The organism is Pseudomonas sp. 7-41 (genome assembly GCF_021233075.1).
Taxonomy (GTDB): domain Bacteria; phylum Pseudomonadota; class Gammaproteobacteria; order Pseudomonadales; family Pseudomonadaceae; genus Aquipseudomonas; species Aquipseudomonas veronii.
In genome coordinates, this window is sequence record NZ_CP089551.1 from 2,597,067 (window position 1) to 2,611,230 (window position 14,164).

Here is a 14,164-nt window from a genome sequence, read left to right on the forward strand (position 1 = left end):
CTTGCCTGATTCTATGGGTTTGCGTTTTTTGGCAAGACGGTTAAGTGCGAGCGGGTTAGAGTTCAACCAAGAGGTACGAGATGAACATGACAGCTCAATACGACATCGCCACATCGCGGCAGCAAGCGCTTGCTCAGGTCATTGGCTCGCAGGTCTCGAAGCCCGGTGACTATGGAACCCTCATTGAGGGCCTCGGTTTCTTTCGGCGTGAGCATCCCTCCGCTCCCATCGTCTGCATGGTCGAGCCAAGCATCATTCTTGTCGCTCAGGGCAAAAAACAGTTGTGGCTAGGCGGTGAGGGTTATCCGTATGACACATCGCGCTTTCTGGTTACATCACTGAATTTACCTGCCAACTCGGAAGTCCTCGCGGCGAGCCCGGAACATCCGTGCCTGGGGCTGACGTTTAAACTCGATTTGCGCATGCTGGCCGAACTGATAGCGCAGACTGACTTGCCGCGCACCCGTGAACGCTCAATCGCGAAAGGCGTAGGTATCGGTTCGGTAACCGCAGACATGCTGGCGTCGTTCGAACGCTTATTGGCGTTGCTTGATGAACCGGAAGCCATTCCTGTTCTCGCCCCCTTGATCCAGCGTGAAATTCACTACCGCCTCTTGAAAAGTGATCAGGCTGGCCGGCTTCGACAGATAACTTCTGTCGATGGCCAAGGTTATCGGATCGCGAAAGCCATCGATTGGTTGAAGTTGAATTACACTTCGGCGCTTAGAGTCGATGAGCTAGCGGCCCGTGTACAGATGAGCACGCCAACCTTCCACCACCACTTCCGCCAACTCACCGCAATGAGCCCCTTGCAGTATCAAAAATGGCTGAGGCTGAACGAGGCAAGGCGATTGATGCTCAATGAACACCAAGACGTATCCAGTGCGGCTTTCAAGGTTGGATATGAAAGCCCCTCCCAGTTCAGCCGCGAATACAGTCGATTCTTTGGTGTTGCGCCTAAACGAGATATCGCAGTGTTACGAAAGGGCAGGCTAGCGACATTGTGAGGTCTTCTTGGCGAATCAGATCGGAGCAAGGGTCCGATTCACCAGCCGCTGCTCGGGTGGCGATAGGATACGTCCCGCCAGTTGCACGATGGCGCACTCGATACACATGTCCGATGGCGAAAGTTCGGGATGTAACAGGCGCGCAAGTTTACTAGGCCGCCATTACGGGCGTCATGCTCCAGCCAAGAGTTTCAGGTGAACAGGAGGTTGTCGCCACACAACGTCAGGTCGCGTAGCAACGACGGGTTGTCAAAGGTCAGTTCCCACCAGTATCGCCTGATTCTGTTTCATGATGAACATCGCGCGCAGGCGCGGGGCGAGAGACTTGTCGAGCATCACGAAGGACCAGGCATAGCCCGGCACCTGCGTCGGTGAACGGGGGGAGTCTGCTGGAGTAGTGGATGTTCCGGCCGGCGGTAGAGGGCGGCGGGCCGGGCCAGCAGAACCAATTGGGTGTATACCCGTTACTGGCTGCCTCCTTGCAGCCAGTAACAAAGGGTTGTTACTACGTATTGTTCAAGAGGGTTCCCGAGCAAAGTCGCAGTAAGTTAGGTGGGATATCTCGATCCTATCCGCAACGAGTTTTTCATCGAGCTCAAACCCGCTGCCTCAAAGCCCTGGGTAGCGATTACTTGAGCGTAACGTCGAGCATCGGCGGGATGTAACCGTAGTCGTACTCGGCAACCACGAACGTCTGCTGCCCTTTGATCTTGATCCCCACCGTCGGTGCTTCGGTGCCGCCGATACGAATCTGCGTGCCGGTTTCGTCGGTCGGTACGCTGTCGATAAATGAGGTCACCAGGCCGTTGGGCATCACGCAGTGCGAGTAGGTCTGGAACGGCTGGGAAGACGGATTTCCCAGTACCAGGCCGGAACCGTTCAAGGGTACGTAAGGACCGAACAGCGAATCTGCGACAAAGCCGTACACACCGTCTGGCCCGGTCACCCCATCGGCATAGGTAAAGGTGTGGCTGATGGTGAACAGGTAGTACTTGCCGTCCTGGAACACGAAGTGCGGGCGTTCGGTCTGATCGTTGACGCCTACCGCGGTCAGCAGCGGCGGCAGCATTTCCCAGTCGTCGCCGTCTTCGTCACGGGCCACTGCGATGCCGACACAGGCGGTCTGGAAGCGCGAGTTGCCGACGTCTTCATAACCCGGCGGCACATCACCGACTTCTGCTTCACCGACCTTGTGCGAGCCGCGCTCGCCGGCCACGTTGCCCTCGAACAGCATGTACAGCTTGCCATCCTTCGGGTCGCGGAACGGCCATGGATCACGGAAACCCCAGAAGGCGTTTTGCGCTTCGGTCTGGTACATCTTGCCGTCGGCCTCGAACAGCGGCTTGACCTTCTCGAAGCCGACCAGGCTGACGCCATGCTCGGTGGTCACCACACGGCCACGCACCTTGACGATGGTCGCGCCCGGCGTGACCGCGGTGTAGTACAGGTCCACTTCGCCTTGCTCGTTCAACAGAATCGGCGTGCCGGCCCATTCGCGAACGGTCGGCGAAACCCCTTCAGCCATCACTCGGCCGCCGAGTTCCCAGTTCTTGCCGGTGCGGGAGAACCAGTAGTACATCTTTGCCCGACCATGGCGATCGTTCCAGTCGCGGGTGATGTCGTAGTTACCGTTCTGGTCGAGGTATTGCGGGTCGTTCGGGTGACGATCCGCAGTCAGGGTGAAGATCACTGACCAGCCATCGACAGAGGTGATGTTGCCGTCGATATCACGCAGCGGCATGGTGTCCCAGATAAACACCTCGTCGCTCAGTACCGGGAAGTTCGCACTGACCAGTGGCTGGGTGGTAGTGGGGTCGTCCGCGCGGACTTTCAGCGCATCGGCTCGGGTCCACAGGCTGGGTTGATGGGGTGTTTTGCCAAATTTCTCAGTGTTGCTTTTCATAGGGAAAAACCTCGTCCATGAATGGATTCAAATAAATACCGATCAAAAAATACTGTATTTATATACAGTCATTTAACTGTAAAAGACTCCTCCCTTCGGGTCAAGGGAAAAAATGCATTTATGCATAATTGAGTTTTTTGTTGAGGCTGATACGTTTCAGCTTGTGATGTTTCTAGAGGTTTGTTCTCGGACCGATCAGCGACCTTACCTGCATGATGCTGGGTAGACGCAGGTGGTCAAATCGATCAACGCTGTCGAACCTTGCAAAGAGTTTTGGTGCGATGGCATGCACGTAGCCCTGCGTCTTCAACGCCTGCATCACTATCAGTAGGAGTCAGGCAATGAACGGTGCAATCGATGCGCGGGCACGTCACCGAGAGGCTCAACCGGCATTAATACTTGCAAGTTAGGGGCTGCGGATTGTGGGTTAAGTCAGTCGAATTAATTTCGCAGCTGTTTCGAAAGCCGACAGCAACGATGCTACCGAGCCAATCAAGCTGATCAGGTTGCCTGGGATCGGGTACATCACCCCAAGGGGTTAGTACCGATACAAAGTCGACTCACCGGAGGTACGGACGAAAGCTTGGATGAACTGATGGCGATCTCATCCCAGGCCTAGGTCTGTGAAAGCTACCAAAGCGGAGCTGGTCGGCCGGTCCGTGGCGCCGAGCGTTCTCCACCGCTCAAGCCCGGTGACTCGGCGAAGCCCTGAACGCTTCCACCGTCAGCGGGCTGCGCCGTGTCGTACCACTTCTATACAAAAGGTCTGTTCGTAGGGCGGTACGTTGCATTCGACAATATCAGTGGCGGCGACTTGCAGGTGTATACCGACAATGTCGGCCCGGATCGGCTGCTGACGGACATGCCGGTCGACCAGTACCGCCGTATGGACCCGACGAGCCCCCAGTTGTGCCAGATATGCACAAGTGCGCAGGAGGGAATGGCCTTCGAAGAGCACATCATCGACCACCAGAAACGTGGTATTGGCCAGATCCAACCTGCCCAGGGCCGGGTTTTCGGTCAATTGCGTGTAGGTATGCAGCACTTGCAGGTCGTCGGCGTAGCGCTTGACCTGCAGCGGGTAAACAGGGAGTTCCGGCCGGCCGGTCTGACGCGCAATGTACTCGCGCAACCTTTGAGCCAGGGGCTGGCCCCTGCGTTCGATGCCTATCAGTGCCGCATGCATCGGTGGCGCCAGAGGTGTGGGCACAAGCTGCCGCGAGTGAATGTATTGCGTGCCCGGGCACTTGATATAAATCAACTCCAAGGCCGCATCGACGGAGGATTCTGAGTTCATAAATAAGGTGCTCGGTTCGGCGGTGAACACGACAGTTGTCCGCCATTGCGGGCAATGACAAACGTGCAAGCCCATGGAGTCCGATCATGAGCCAGTATCAACGGTTATTGCTGATCATCAACCCGGCGTTGCGCGGGTCTCAAGCCATGAACCATGCTGCCGCTCTGGCCAAGGTCAGCGGTGCGAGCCTGCACATTGCTGCCTTGATCCCTACCTGGAACCTGTTGTCGCTGCTCGAAGAGGGTGACCGGGGAAAAGCTCGCGAAAATTATCTGCAAGATCATCGCGATTGGCTCAAATACCAGGCAGCTCATCTGCGTGATAGTAATAAAGGTATCGAAGTGACGGCTGAAGCGAAGTGGGCCGACGACCTTCAGCAAGAAATTCTCGATTACGTCGCAGAAATGCAGCCAGACCTGCTGATCAAGCAGGTGCAGCGCGAACCGGCACTCAAGCGTGCATTCATCACCCCGCTGGATTGGCGTTTACTGCGTCACTGTCCGATACCGGTCTATCTGCTCAGCGAAGACGACCTGCCCTTGCCGCGCAAGATCGTGGCGGCGGTCGATGCCTCCAATACCCTTGCCCAGGACAACGAGCTCAATGAACGGATCATCCAGCAGGCTTCCAGTCTCGCCATCCAGTGTCAGGCCGAGTTGCACTTGCTGTACGCCTGCGACATTTCCATGGTGTACCTGGGCGATATGGGCGGCGGGGGCCTGACAATTTCGGACCTTGGCAGGCAGTTGCGCAAAGGTCATGAAAAGTCATTCCTCGAACTGGCCGACCGTTATGGCGTGCCTGCCGACCGGCGGCATTTCATTGAAGGACAGCCTGTCGCGGTGCTCCATGCGTTCACCGATGAGCAGCATATGGATGTGATTGTGATGGGCAAGGTCCAGTCCCACGGACTGGACAAGCTGCTGGGCAGCACCACCGAACATCTCCTGTATCAGGTGTCCTGCAGCATTCTGGCTATCTAGCGCGGCGAGGGCCGCCTATTCCGAAATCACAGGCGTGATCGTCGGAGGAGGTCCTCGTGATCCTTAGTCCCTCATTGCAAACCCTCTTGCCAAACCGCGTCGAGGCCGGTCGACGACTGGTGGAACCCTTGCTCAAATACGCCAACGGGTCTGACGTCATCATTCTCGCGTTGCCCCGAGGCGTTGAACGGAACGCCGATTTGCGTTTGCCGACCAACACCCGCGCCTTGCTCGTTTTCGTACACGGCAGCGGTAGTGGCCGTTTGAGCCCGCGTAATCAATACGTGGCTGATGTACTGGCCCATCGGGGCTTGGGTTCGCTGTTGTTTGACCTGCTCACGGAAACGGAGCAGCGCCTGGATAACTTGAGGCGTATCAGGATTCTGACGCACGCTCGTTTTATCAATCTCTTCAAGCGTGTATGCCGATGAAGAGATCTTATTCCCGGCGATCACTTCCTCGCGATTTTCCAAGCAAGCGCCGCTTTTGTTTTTCCAGGAAGAACATCACCTCGAGCTTCAGATTATCGGGGTCGAGGAAATAAACCGCATAGTAGCCCTCGCCATAATCCGGATAGTCAGCGGGTGCGTCGACAATCGTAACCGCCTGATCCAGCAGGAACGCGTAGAGCGCATCGACGTCCTCGCGCGCGGCAACCTCGAACGCATAGTGGTGATAGCCCACATCGCCGGTCCGGTGCTTGTGTTTGCGCCCCTGGGCATCGGCTTCGGTGATCCAGAACAGGGTTTCGCCATTGGTCCAACCAATAACCCGGTCGAACTCCCACTCTATGGTGAATCCCAAGAAACCGAGTACCTGATCGTAGAACGCCCTGGAGCGGTCCAGATCACTGACACGAATAGCCAAGTGGTCTATCCCGATGACGTTCATCCTGTCAGGTCTCCTCGATTTCGGTTTCTTGGGACAAAGAGCGCTGTTGAACTCAGAACGGGGCGTCGATATCGACCACGACAATGAGCTTGTGGTTGACGAACTCCTTGAGCCCGAGACCGATCAGCTCGCGGCCGTACCCCGAGCGGCGCACGCCACCGAAAGGCAGGTCGGCTTCGACCTTGGTCGGATGGTTGACGAACACCATGCCGGTGGAGATTTTCTTCGCGACTTCTGCGCCATGCGCCGTGTCCGAGGTGAACACCGAACCGCCGAGGCCGAACGGCGAGTCGTTGGCGATACGCACTGCATCGTCTTCATCCTTGGCGCGGAACACCATGGACACCGGGCCAAAGAACTCCCAGTAGCGAGCGGGGTTGTCTTCGGCGACATCGGTCAGGATCGTCGGCTGCACGAATGCCCCATCGACAGGCACGGGCGGCCCGACTTCTTCGGCCTTGGCGCCAAGCTTCACGGCTTCGAGGATCTTTTGCTTGACCTCATTGGCCGCGCTTTGCGAGGAGAGCGGTGCCAGGGTCGTCTTCGCATCGAAGGGATCGCCGGCTACCAACTCCGCGACGCCCTTGCGATAGAGCGCGAGGAAGTCGTCATAGACCGCATCGACCACGATCATGCGCTTGGAGGACACGCAGACCTGCCCGGCATTCCAATGCCGGCCGAACACCGCCCATTTGCTCGTTTTCGCCAGGTCCGCGTCGGCCAGCACGACGAAGGCGTCGGCGCCGCCGAGTTCCAGGGTGGATTTTTTCAGCGCTTTGCCCGCTTGCGACGCAACCACTGCACCGGCGCCTTCCGAGCCGGTCAAGGCAACGCCCTGCACGCGGGCATCGTTGATGATCAGCTCGATCTGCGAACGCGTGGCGTACAGATTACGGAAGGCGCCGTCAGGCAGGCCGGCATCCTTCATCAGCTTTTGAAAGCCAGCGGCGCTTTGCGGCACATTCGCTGCGTGTTTGAGAAGCACGGTATTACCGGCAGAAAGCTGCGGCGCCAGAATGCGGGCGATCTGGTAATAAGGGAAGTTCCACGGCTCGATCGCCAGCAGCACGCCGAGCGGTTCGCAGACGAGAACCGCCTCGCCCTCGGCAGGGTCGAGGACCGGGAGTTTCTCCGGCTTGAGCAAGGTTTCGGCATTGCGCACATAGTATTCGAAGATTTTTGCCGACAGCTCGACCTCGGCTTTCGCCTCGGCAAACAACTTGCCCATCTCCAGCGTCAGTACCCTGGCAAAGGCGTCGCTGTCCTTGCGCAGGATATCGGCCGCATTCTGCAGGATGCGCGCACGTTCGGCGAAAGATGTGTCCTTCCACGCCAGGAAAGCCTCATGGGCCTTGCCGATGGCCGCGGTGACTTCTGCATCGGTCGCATCGGGAAAGGTTTGCAGTGTCTCGCTCGTATAGGGATTGATTGTTGCGTATGCCATGTAAAAGCTACTCCAGAACCGTTTCGACTAAATGGCCAACCCGCCGCTGAGTGCATATGCCGGGCCTGCCGAAGGTACACGAGGAACAGGTTTCAAACATGGAGCCAAAGGTCGCAGGCCCACCCAGACCCGAGAGATCGGGGAGCTCACTTGACGTTCAGGGCGGCGGCGACGGTCACTGAAAGCGGCCACGATGATCTGCCGATCAGCGTCTCCTGTTGATCTTTGTCATAGAAAGGCAAAGAAGAGGCGTCCTTGCGCGGCTTGCCTGACTAATAGGCATCCCCCTTTTGCGCGACTTGTGCCATAAGACCGGTAGCGTTGGCGACCCGACGGCGCAGCAATAGCATCCATTGACTCCCCGACCCTGGGGCCGGGTGGCGGGCATTGCGCCAGACTTCGGAGCGCTGGAAGGGTGGTGCTGTACTGCTTTGGCATTTGTTGGGCCCGCTGTAACGCAAGCTCACTCACGGATACAAGGAGATAAGCATGAAAGCTGCTGTTGTTGCCCAAGGGCAACGCGTGAATGTGATCGAAAAAACATTACGGCCTCTGAAACATGGTGAGGCTCTCCTTAAAATGCAGTGCTGCGGGGTCTGCCATACCGACCTGCACGTCAAGAACGGCGATTTCGGTGATAAAACCGGAGTGATCCTAGGCCATGAAGGCATCGGTATCGTGCAGCAGGTAGGACCAGGCGTCACCTCTCTGAAGCCCGGTGACCGGGCCAGCGTAGCCTGGTTCTTCCAGGGCTGTGGGCACTGTGAATACTGCAACAGCGGCAACGAGACACTCTGCCGCAACGTAAAAAACTCCGGTTACACCGTGGATGGCGCAATGGCCGAAGAGTGCATTGTCGTCGCCGACTACTCGGTGAAAGTGCCTGATGGGCTTGATTCTGCGGCGGCGAGCAGCGTGACCTGTGCTGGCGTAACGACCTATAAAGCCGTGAAGGTTTCCAATATCCGCCCTGGGCAATGGATTGCGATCTACGGGCTGGGCGGCCTGGGGAATCTGGCGTTGCAGTACGCAAAAAATGTATTCAACGCCCGAGTGATCGCCGTGGACATCAACGATGATCAACTGCAGTTCGCCAGGGAAATGGGCGCTGACCTGGTCATCAACTCCCGCAACGAGGATGCCGCAAAAGTTATCCAGGAGAAGGTCGGCGGAGCTCACGCGGCTGTCGTGACGGCCGTCGCCAAGGTCGCGTTCAACTCTGCGGTGGATGCCCTGCGTGCCGGTGGACGCCTGGTCGCAGTTGGGCTTCCGCCTGAAGCCATGAGCCTCGATATTCCTCGGTTGGTGCTTGACGGGATCGAGGTGGTCGGCTCACTGGTCGGTACTCGACAAGACCTCGTAGAAGCCTTCGAGTTTGCCGCGCAAGGCAAGGTGGTGCCGAAGGTAACATTGCGTCCGATCGAAGATATCAATGAGATCTTCGATGAAATGCAGCAAGGGAAAATCAAAGGCCGCATGGTGATTGATTTGAGTCATTGACGGGCCATTGGCAGTCGCTCGGGCGGCTGCCAATACCGTTGGCTCCTCGCGACGAGAAGCGCAGCCGATCGCTTTTGCCGATAGTTTCTGGATGGTTTTCTCACCTGCGTCGCTAGATATTGAGGCGAGGTTGATGATAGGTTTTGCGTCCAAAACCATCCTGCGCGGGAGATAACCGATGTTTGGCGTGACCGACTATGGCGCTTTCATCATCGCCTTCATCATCGTCCTGGCCATTCCTGGCCCCGGCAATTTTGCCCTCATCACGGCGACCGGCAAAGGCGGGATAAAAGCGGGTTTGGCCGCGACGTGCGGAGTGATACTCGGTGACCAGGTGCTCTTATGGCTGGCGGTCGCTGGCGTCGCAACCCTGCTGGCCGCGTATCCGGCAGCGTTCCATCTCATTCAATGGTTGGGTGCGTCGTACTTGGCGTGGCTGGGCCTGCGAATGTTGTTTAGTCAGGCTGGGGCCGCGCCGCGCAAGAGCCGGATGGATAACGGCCATTTCCTGCGTCAGACCATGATGATCACGTTGCTCAACCCCAAGGCGATCATCTTCTACATGGCCTTTTTCCCGTTGTTTGTCGATCCGGTGAAGCATCAGGGCATAGTGACATTCGCGTTCATGGCCGCGACCGTAGCGGTGGTGACGTTCCTCTATGGTTTGATAGCCGTCCTATTGACCCACAAGCTCGCTCAGCGCATGCGGGCCAACCCGCGCATCGCCAATCTGCTGGAGCGCTTGGCCGGCGTTTGCCTGCTGGGGTTCGGCGTCAAGCTGGTCGCCATGCGCTGAATACGAGCCGTTGGTTTACCCTGGCAGTGATGCCGACGTTGCCCGCTGGGTGCTACGGTGATGGCTTTTTAGCAACCCATTCGAGATGTCCCTATGAAACCCAATCCGACAATCGATAACGTATTACGCGTCGCGTTGGTTACAGGGTCCACTTCCGGTATCGGCGCAGCCATTGCACGTGCACTAAGCCGGGCAGGCTATGCAGTGGTGCTCCATTCGCGAAACTCTGCGGATACGGGACGCGCTATGGTTGCCGAAATGAAGCAGGCTATTTACGTGCAAGCTGATCTTGCTTTTGAAGCTGACAGGGTCAGGCTTGTTAATGAGGCGATCGCCGCGTGGGGGCAGCTCGACGTATTGGTCAATAACGCCGGTATTAGCAGAGTCATTCCGCACGGCGACCTTGCCTCGGCCAACTCGACGGTGTGGCACGAACTTAACGAGGTTAATGTCGTGGCGCCGTTCCACCTAGTCGCATTGGCCGAGTCGGCATTGCGCGATGCCGCCTGTTACCGTCGAGCAGGTTGCGTCGTAAACATCAGTTCGCATGCCGGTATCCGTCCTAAGGGCGCATCTATTCCCTATGCGGTAAGCAAAGCTGCGCTTAATCACATGACCCGCTTGCTCGCGGTATCGCTGGGGCCAGAAATTCGCGTAAACGCTGTGGCGCCTGGCTTGGTCGACACGCCGCTGACCGCAGAGTGGACAGAGGCCCAAGAGTTGTGGCGAACTCGTGCCCCTATGCGCAGGGCCGCTAGCCCAGATGACATCGCAAACGCTGTTGTAATGCTGGTCGAGTCGGACTACTTGACCGGCGAGATACTCCTCTCAGACGGCGGGTTGAATCTGACCTAGGTTTAGCGTGCTCCGGTATCTGGAGATGGTTGCAGGCGTTCCGCTTGCGCCTCGTTGACGGTGCCGATGTGTGTTATTTCGAGGTATCAGGCCTCGGAAAGCTGAAACCGATAACCGACCCCATACAACGATTCGATGGGCGTTTCCCCTGGGCACGCCTGCTCCAGCTTGCGCCGCAGGTTGCGGATATGGCTGTCCACCGTGCGGTCGGTGACCACGCGGTGGTCGGAGTAGATCTTGTCGAGCAGTTGGTCACGGGAAAACACGCGGCCGGCAGAGCGGGCGAAGGTGCTGAGCAGCCGTAGCTCCAGGGGGGTGAGGTCCAGGGCGATGCCGTCTATCGAGGCGCGATACTGCGCTTCGTCGATCAGCAGGCGCTGCGCCGAGCTGACCAGCAGTTGGGGCCCGCGGCGCAGGATGGCCTTGACCCGGGCCACCACCTCCCGGGGGCTGAAAGGCTTGCAGATGTAGTCGTCGGCTCCCAGGTCCAGGCCCAGCAGGCGGTCCACCTCTTCGACGCGGGCGGTGATCATGATGATCGGCACGGCGCTGAAACCGCGCAGGTCCTGGCAGATTTGCATGCCGTCGCGCCCGGGCAGCATCAGGTCGAGCAGGATCAGGCGCGGTGTTTGCGCACGCACGGTCGGCACCACCTGCAAGCCGTTGTCCAGGCACACGGTCGAGTAGCCTGCCGCGACCAGATAATCCTGCATCAAGGCGGCCAGCTTCGGTTCATCTTCGACAATCAGGATCGGGCTTTTGTCGGTCATGGTTCAGATATCCCGTGGCAAGCGCAGGGTCAGCCAAAGGCCGCCGAGGGGCGAGTGAGCGGCGCTGAGGCTGCCGCCGTGGGCGAGGGCGATGTTGTGACAAATCGCCAAGCCCAGACCGGCACCGCCACTGGCACGGTTGCGCGATGATTCGCCGCGATAGAAGCGCTCGAACAGGCGCGGCAGTTGCTCGGCCGAGACCCCCGGGCCGGAGTCGATGAAGTCGATGCACACATTGGCGCGATCGACGACGGCGCGGATGCGGATGAGCCCGTTCGGGTCGGTGTAGCGCACGGCATTTTCCAGCAGGTTGGAAAACAATTGCTGCAGGCGGCTGGCATCGGCCAACAATTCCAGGGACTGCGACGGCAGCTCCAGTTCGACGCGCAGGTGCCGGTCGTTCAAACGCTCCTGGAACATCGACACGCTGGCTTGCAGCAGTTGATCGAGTCTGCACGCGCTCTTGCGGTAGGTCAGTGCGCCCACATCCGCCAGGGACAGTTCATACAGGTCATCCACCAGTTTGCTAAGCATGCTGACCTCACCTTGCAAGGACTTCATCGACCCTTGGTTCAGGGTGCGAACGCCATCCTCGATGGCCTCCAGCTCACCGCGCAACACCGACAGCGGGGTGCGCAACTCGTGGGAGACATCGGCCATGAACTCGCGCCGCATCTGTTCATTGCGCTCCAGGGTGTAGGCGAGTTGGTTGAAGTCCCGCGCCAATTGGCCCACTTCGTCATTGGAGGCCACGGCCACCCGGCTGCCGTAGTCGCCGCTTGCCAGGCGGTGGGTCGCCGCCGCCACCTTTTTCACCGGCTCCAACAGCGTGCGGGCGATCCACCAGGCAATCAGCATCGCCAGCAACAGCGAAAAGGCGCCCATCACCAGGCTGGTGCGTAACTGGTATTGCTGGAACCGTTCGCCGCCGGCTTCGGTCACGCTCTGGAACGGGGTCACGGCCAGCCAGCCAACGGTTTTATCGGCCACCACAATCGCGCGCAACAACGCATCGTTGCCGATATCCGGGTAGCCGTTCACGCGTTTTTTGTGTTCATCCAGCAAGGCGATGCGAAACAGCGCGCCTGTCAGGTCCGACGCCATGGGCGTGCGTAAATCGTTCTTCGCCGGATCTTCGCCGACCTCGGGCCGCATGATGTCGAACCAGCGATCCGACCGGTTGCGCAGGAACTCCCAATTGCCTTCGCGCGCATAGGCGCTGGCCAGGCGCGGCAGCACGGGGGCCATGCGCTCCAGCGCCTGCTCATTGAGATAGCCGAGAAAGCCCCGCCCGAAACTCCAGCTCGTCGCCACCCCCATGCTCAGGATGACCAGCAGCACGCCGGCCAGTACCGCAATAAACAGTTTGGTGGAGATACTCAACTTCATGGAGGTGGGCCGTTAAGAATGGATTGGGCCATTTAGGCCCTGGCGAAGAAAAGATTCAACCCGGCCGGGCAATCTTCAATTTTCCTGCACATTTGCCTTGCACGATGGCGCTGACTCAAGCCATCCCGTCTTGTAGAGGCCGCTATGTCGACGAAAATCTTCGCCAAATACCTGGTAACCGCCGCGGTTTGCCTGTCCTTGTTCATTCTGGTCCTGCTGGGCGGTTGCTCCGGCGGCGAGCCGGCACCTCAAGCGATCACTCCGAAAGTCTCGGTGATCAGCATAAAACCCCAGAGCCAAGTGCTGACCACCGAGTTGGCGGGGCGTACCCAAGCCTTCATGGTGGCGCAGATTCGCCCGCAAGTCGGCGGTATCGTCCAGCGGCGGCTGTTTGTCGAGGGGGCGGATGTCAAGGCCGGCCAAGCGCTCTACCAATTGGATGCGGCGTCCTATACCGCCGCCCTGGCGCAGTCCGAGGCGAGCCTGGCCAAGTACCGCGCCACCCTTAAATCGGCGCAGGCCACCGCCAGGCGCGACGCCGAATTGGTGAAGATCAATGCCATCAGTCAGCAAACTAACGAAGACGCTCAGGCCACCTTGCTGACGGCCGCCGCCGACGTGCAAGTCGCCGAGGCTGAAGTCCAAACCGCCCGCATCAACCTGGCTTACACGCGCATCACCTCGCCGGTCAGCGGGCGCATTGAAACATCCACGGTGACCCCGGGCGCGCTGGTGGTGGCCAATCAGGACAGCGCATTGACCACCGTGCAGCAACTCGATCCGATCTACGTGGACGTTACCCAATCGACCACCGAACTGCTGCGCCTCAAGCGTGACCTGGCCAGCGGCGTGTTGCAGTCCAATGGCAACGGCGAGGCGCGCATCAGCCTGAAGCTGGACGACGGCACCACCTACAACCAGCAAGGGCGGCTCAAGGTCAGCGGGGTGAGTGTCAACGAGGGCACGGGCACCGTCACCCTGCGTGCCGAATTCGCCAACCCGGACCACCTGCTGCTGCCGGGCATGTATGTCCGCGCGGTGCTGGAACAGGCGCGCGATGACCAGGCCATTCTGATCCCGCAAAAAGCGGTGAACCGCAGCGCCAGCGGGGTGACCACTGCGTTGCTGGTGGTCGACGGCAAGGTTGAACAGCGTGAGCTGACCATCGATCGCGCGGTGGGCAATCAGTGGTGGATCACCGCGGGCCTGAAGGCGGGTGATCAGTTGGTCGTCGAAGGCGGACAAAAAGTCCGTGCCGGCGCCGCCGTCCAGGTGCAGGACGCCAATGCTCAGGCGGCCACGCCGTCCACCCCTGTGAAGGAGGGTTAA

The 14,164-nt window shown here is 58.9% G+C and carries 12 protein-coding genes and 1 pseudogene; 7 read left to right on the top strand and 6 right to left on the bottom strand.

Translation table 11 applies throughout. The annotated features are described in order from the left end of the window. The first annotated feature begins 80 nt into the window (after nt 1-80). The gene (locus tag LQ249_RS11840) at nt 81-1,007 is read left to right on the top strand and encodes an AraC family transcriptional regulator (RefSeq protein WP_390896595.1); all 927 of its coding nucleotides are present in this window, start codon (nt 81-83) and stop codon (nt 1,005-1,007) included. 628 nt (nt 1,008-1,635) lie between these two features. Here LQ249_RS11840 and LQ249_RS11845 read toward each other — a convergent pair. Beyond that, nucleotides 1,636-2,910 (bottom strand): glycoside hydrolase family 68 protein, encoded by a 1,275-nt coding sequence (locus LQ249_RS11845; RefSeq protein WP_046383990.1) that lies wholly within the window; start codon nt 2,908-2,910, stop codon nt 1,636-1,638. Between the two features lie 724 nt (nt 2,911-3,634). After that, complete coding sequence (locus LQ249_RS11850) at nt 3,635-4,207, bottom strand: phosphoribosyltransferase family protein (RefSeq protein ID WP_232566477.1); 573 nt, start codon at nt 4,205-4,207, stop codon at nt 3,635-3,637. Between the two features lie 86 nt (nt 4,208-4,293). On the opposite strand from LQ249_RS11850, the gene LQ249_RS11855 reads away from it, so the two are divergent. Then, nucleotides 4,294-5,190: a universal stress protein gene (locus LQ249_RS11855; protein WP_057005563.1), complete on the top strand. Its 897-nt coding sequence runs from the start codon at nt 4,294-4,296 to the stop codon at nt 5,188-5,190. Between the two features lie 56 nt (nt 5,191-5,246). Beyond that, nucleotides 5,247-5,558, top strand: a pseudogene (locus tag LQ249_RS11860) (hypothetical protein); the annotation flags it as partial. A 70-nt stretch (nt 5,559-5,628) separates the two neighbouring features. Here the strand turns inward: LQ249_RS11860 and LQ249_RS11865 are convergent. Continuing rightward, a complete protein-coding gene (locus LQ249_RS11865) occupies nt 5,629-6,081 on the bottom strand; it encodes a VOC family protein (protein ID WP_017847958.1) in 453 nt (150 codons plus the stop codon). Between the two features lie 52 nt (nt 6,082-6,133). Further along, complete coding sequence (locus LQ249_RS11870; RefSeq protein WP_232566478.1) at nt 6,134-7,525, bottom strand: NAD-dependent succinate-semialdehyde dehydrogenase; 1,392 nt, start codon at nt 7,523-7,525, stop codon at nt 6,134-6,136. A gap of 489 nt (nt 7,526-8,014) precedes the next feature. Here LQ249_RS11870 and adhP point away from each other — a divergent pair, with 489 nt between their 5' ends. From adhP to LQ249_RS11885, 3 genes are all read left to right on the top strand, one after another. Further along, nucleotides 8,015-9,025 carry an alcohol dehydrogenase AdhP gene (gene adhP, locus LQ249_RS11875; RefSeq protein ID WP_017847956.1) on the top strand — a complete coding sequence of 337 codons (1,011 nt, stop codon included), beginning with the start codon at nt 8,015-8,017 and terminating at the stop codon, nt 9,023-9,025. A gap of 178 nt (nt 9,026-9,203) precedes the next feature. Further along, complete coding sequence (locus LQ249_RS11880; RefSeq protein ID WP_046383985.1) at nt 9,204-9,821, top strand: LysE family transporter; 618 nt, start codon at nt 9,204-9,206, stop codon at nt 9,819-9,821. 93 nt (nt 9,822-9,914) lie between these two features. Then, nucleotides 9,915-10,676 (top strand): SDR family NAD(P)-dependent oxidoreductase, encoded by a 762-nt coding sequence (locus LQ249_RS11885; protein WP_079443487.1) that lies wholly within the window; start codon nt 9,915-9,917, stop codon nt 10,674-10,676. Nucleotides 10,677-10,762: 86 nt separating this feature from the next. On the opposite strand, the gene LQ249_RS11890 is transcribed toward LQ249_RS11885, so the two are convergent. Both LQ249_RS11890 and baeS read right to left on the bottom strand, forming a co-directional pair. Further along, nucleotides 10,763-11,446 carry a response regulator gene (locus LQ249_RS11890; protein WP_057005566.1) on the bottom strand — a complete coding sequence of 228 codons (684 nt, stop codon included), beginning with the start codon at nt 11,444-11,446 and terminating at the stop codon, nt 10,763-10,765. Between the two features lie 3 nt (nt 11,447-11,449). Continuing rightward, complete coding sequence (gene baeS / locus LQ249_RS11895) at nt 11,450-12,835, bottom strand: sensor histidine kinase efflux regulator BaeS (RefSeq protein ID WP_169865840.1); 1,386 nt, start codon at nt 12,833-12,835, stop codon at nt 11,450-11,452. A 144-nt stretch (nt 12,836-12,979) separates the two neighbouring features. On the opposite strand from baeS, the gene LQ249_RS11900 reads away from it, so the two are divergent. Further along, complete coding sequence (locus LQ249_RS11900) at nt 12,980-14,164, top strand: efflux RND transporter periplasmic adaptor subunit (protein ID WP_046383981.1); 1,185 nt, start codon at nt 12,980-12,982, stop codon at nt 14,162-14,164.

What these genes read in the sequence shown, in the direction of transcription:
- LQ249_RS11840 (WP_390896595.1), top strand. Translation starts at nt 81, where the DNA reads ATGAACATGACAGCTCAATACGACATCGCCACATCGCGGCAGCAAGCG.
- LQ249_RS11845 (WP_046383990.1), bottom strand. Translation starts at nt 2,910, where the DNA reads ATGAAAAGCAACACTGAGAAATTTGGCAAAACACCCCATCAACCCAGC.
- LQ249_RS11850 (WP_232566477.1), bottom strand. Translation starts at nt 4,207, where the DNA reads ATGAACTCAGAATCCTCCGTCGATGCGGCCTTGGAGTTGATTTATATC.
- LQ249_RS11855 (WP_057005563.1), top strand. Translation starts at nt 4,294, where the DNA reads ATGAGCCAGTATCAACGGTTATTGCTGATCATCAACCCGGCGTTGCGC.
- LQ249_RS11865 (WP_017847958.1), bottom strand. Translation starts at nt 6,081, where the DNA reads ATGAACGTCATCGGGATAGACCACTTGGCTATTCGTGTCAGTGATCTG.
- LQ249_RS11870 (WP_232566478.1), bottom strand. Translation starts at nt 7,525, where the DNA reads ATGGCATACGCAACAATCAATCCCTATACGAGCGAGACACTGCAAACC.
- adhP (WP_017847956.1), top strand. Translation starts at nt 8,015, where the DNA reads ATGAAAGCTGCTGTTGTTGCCCAAGGGCAACGCGTGAATGTGATCGAA.
- LQ249_RS11880 (WP_046383985.1), top strand. Translation starts at nt 9,204, where the DNA reads ATGTTTGGCGTGACCGACTATGGCGCTTTCATCATCGCCTTCATCATC.
- LQ249_RS11885 (WP_079443487.1), top strand. Translation starts at nt 9,915, where the DNA reads ATGAAACCCAATCCGACAATCGATAACGTATTACGCGTCGCGTTGGTT.
- LQ249_RS11890 (WP_057005566.1), bottom strand. Translation starts at nt 11,446, where the DNA reads ATGACCGACAAAAGCCCGATCCTGATTGTCGAAGATGAACCGAAGCTG.
- baeS (WP_169865840.1), bottom strand. Translation starts at nt 12,835, where the DNA reads ATGAAGTTGAGTATCTCCACCAAACTGTTTATTGCGGTACTGGCCGGC.
- LQ249_RS11900 (WP_046383981.1), top strand. Translation starts at nt 12,980, where the DNA reads ATGTCGACGAAAATCTTCGCCAAATACCTGGTAACCGCCGCGGTTTGC.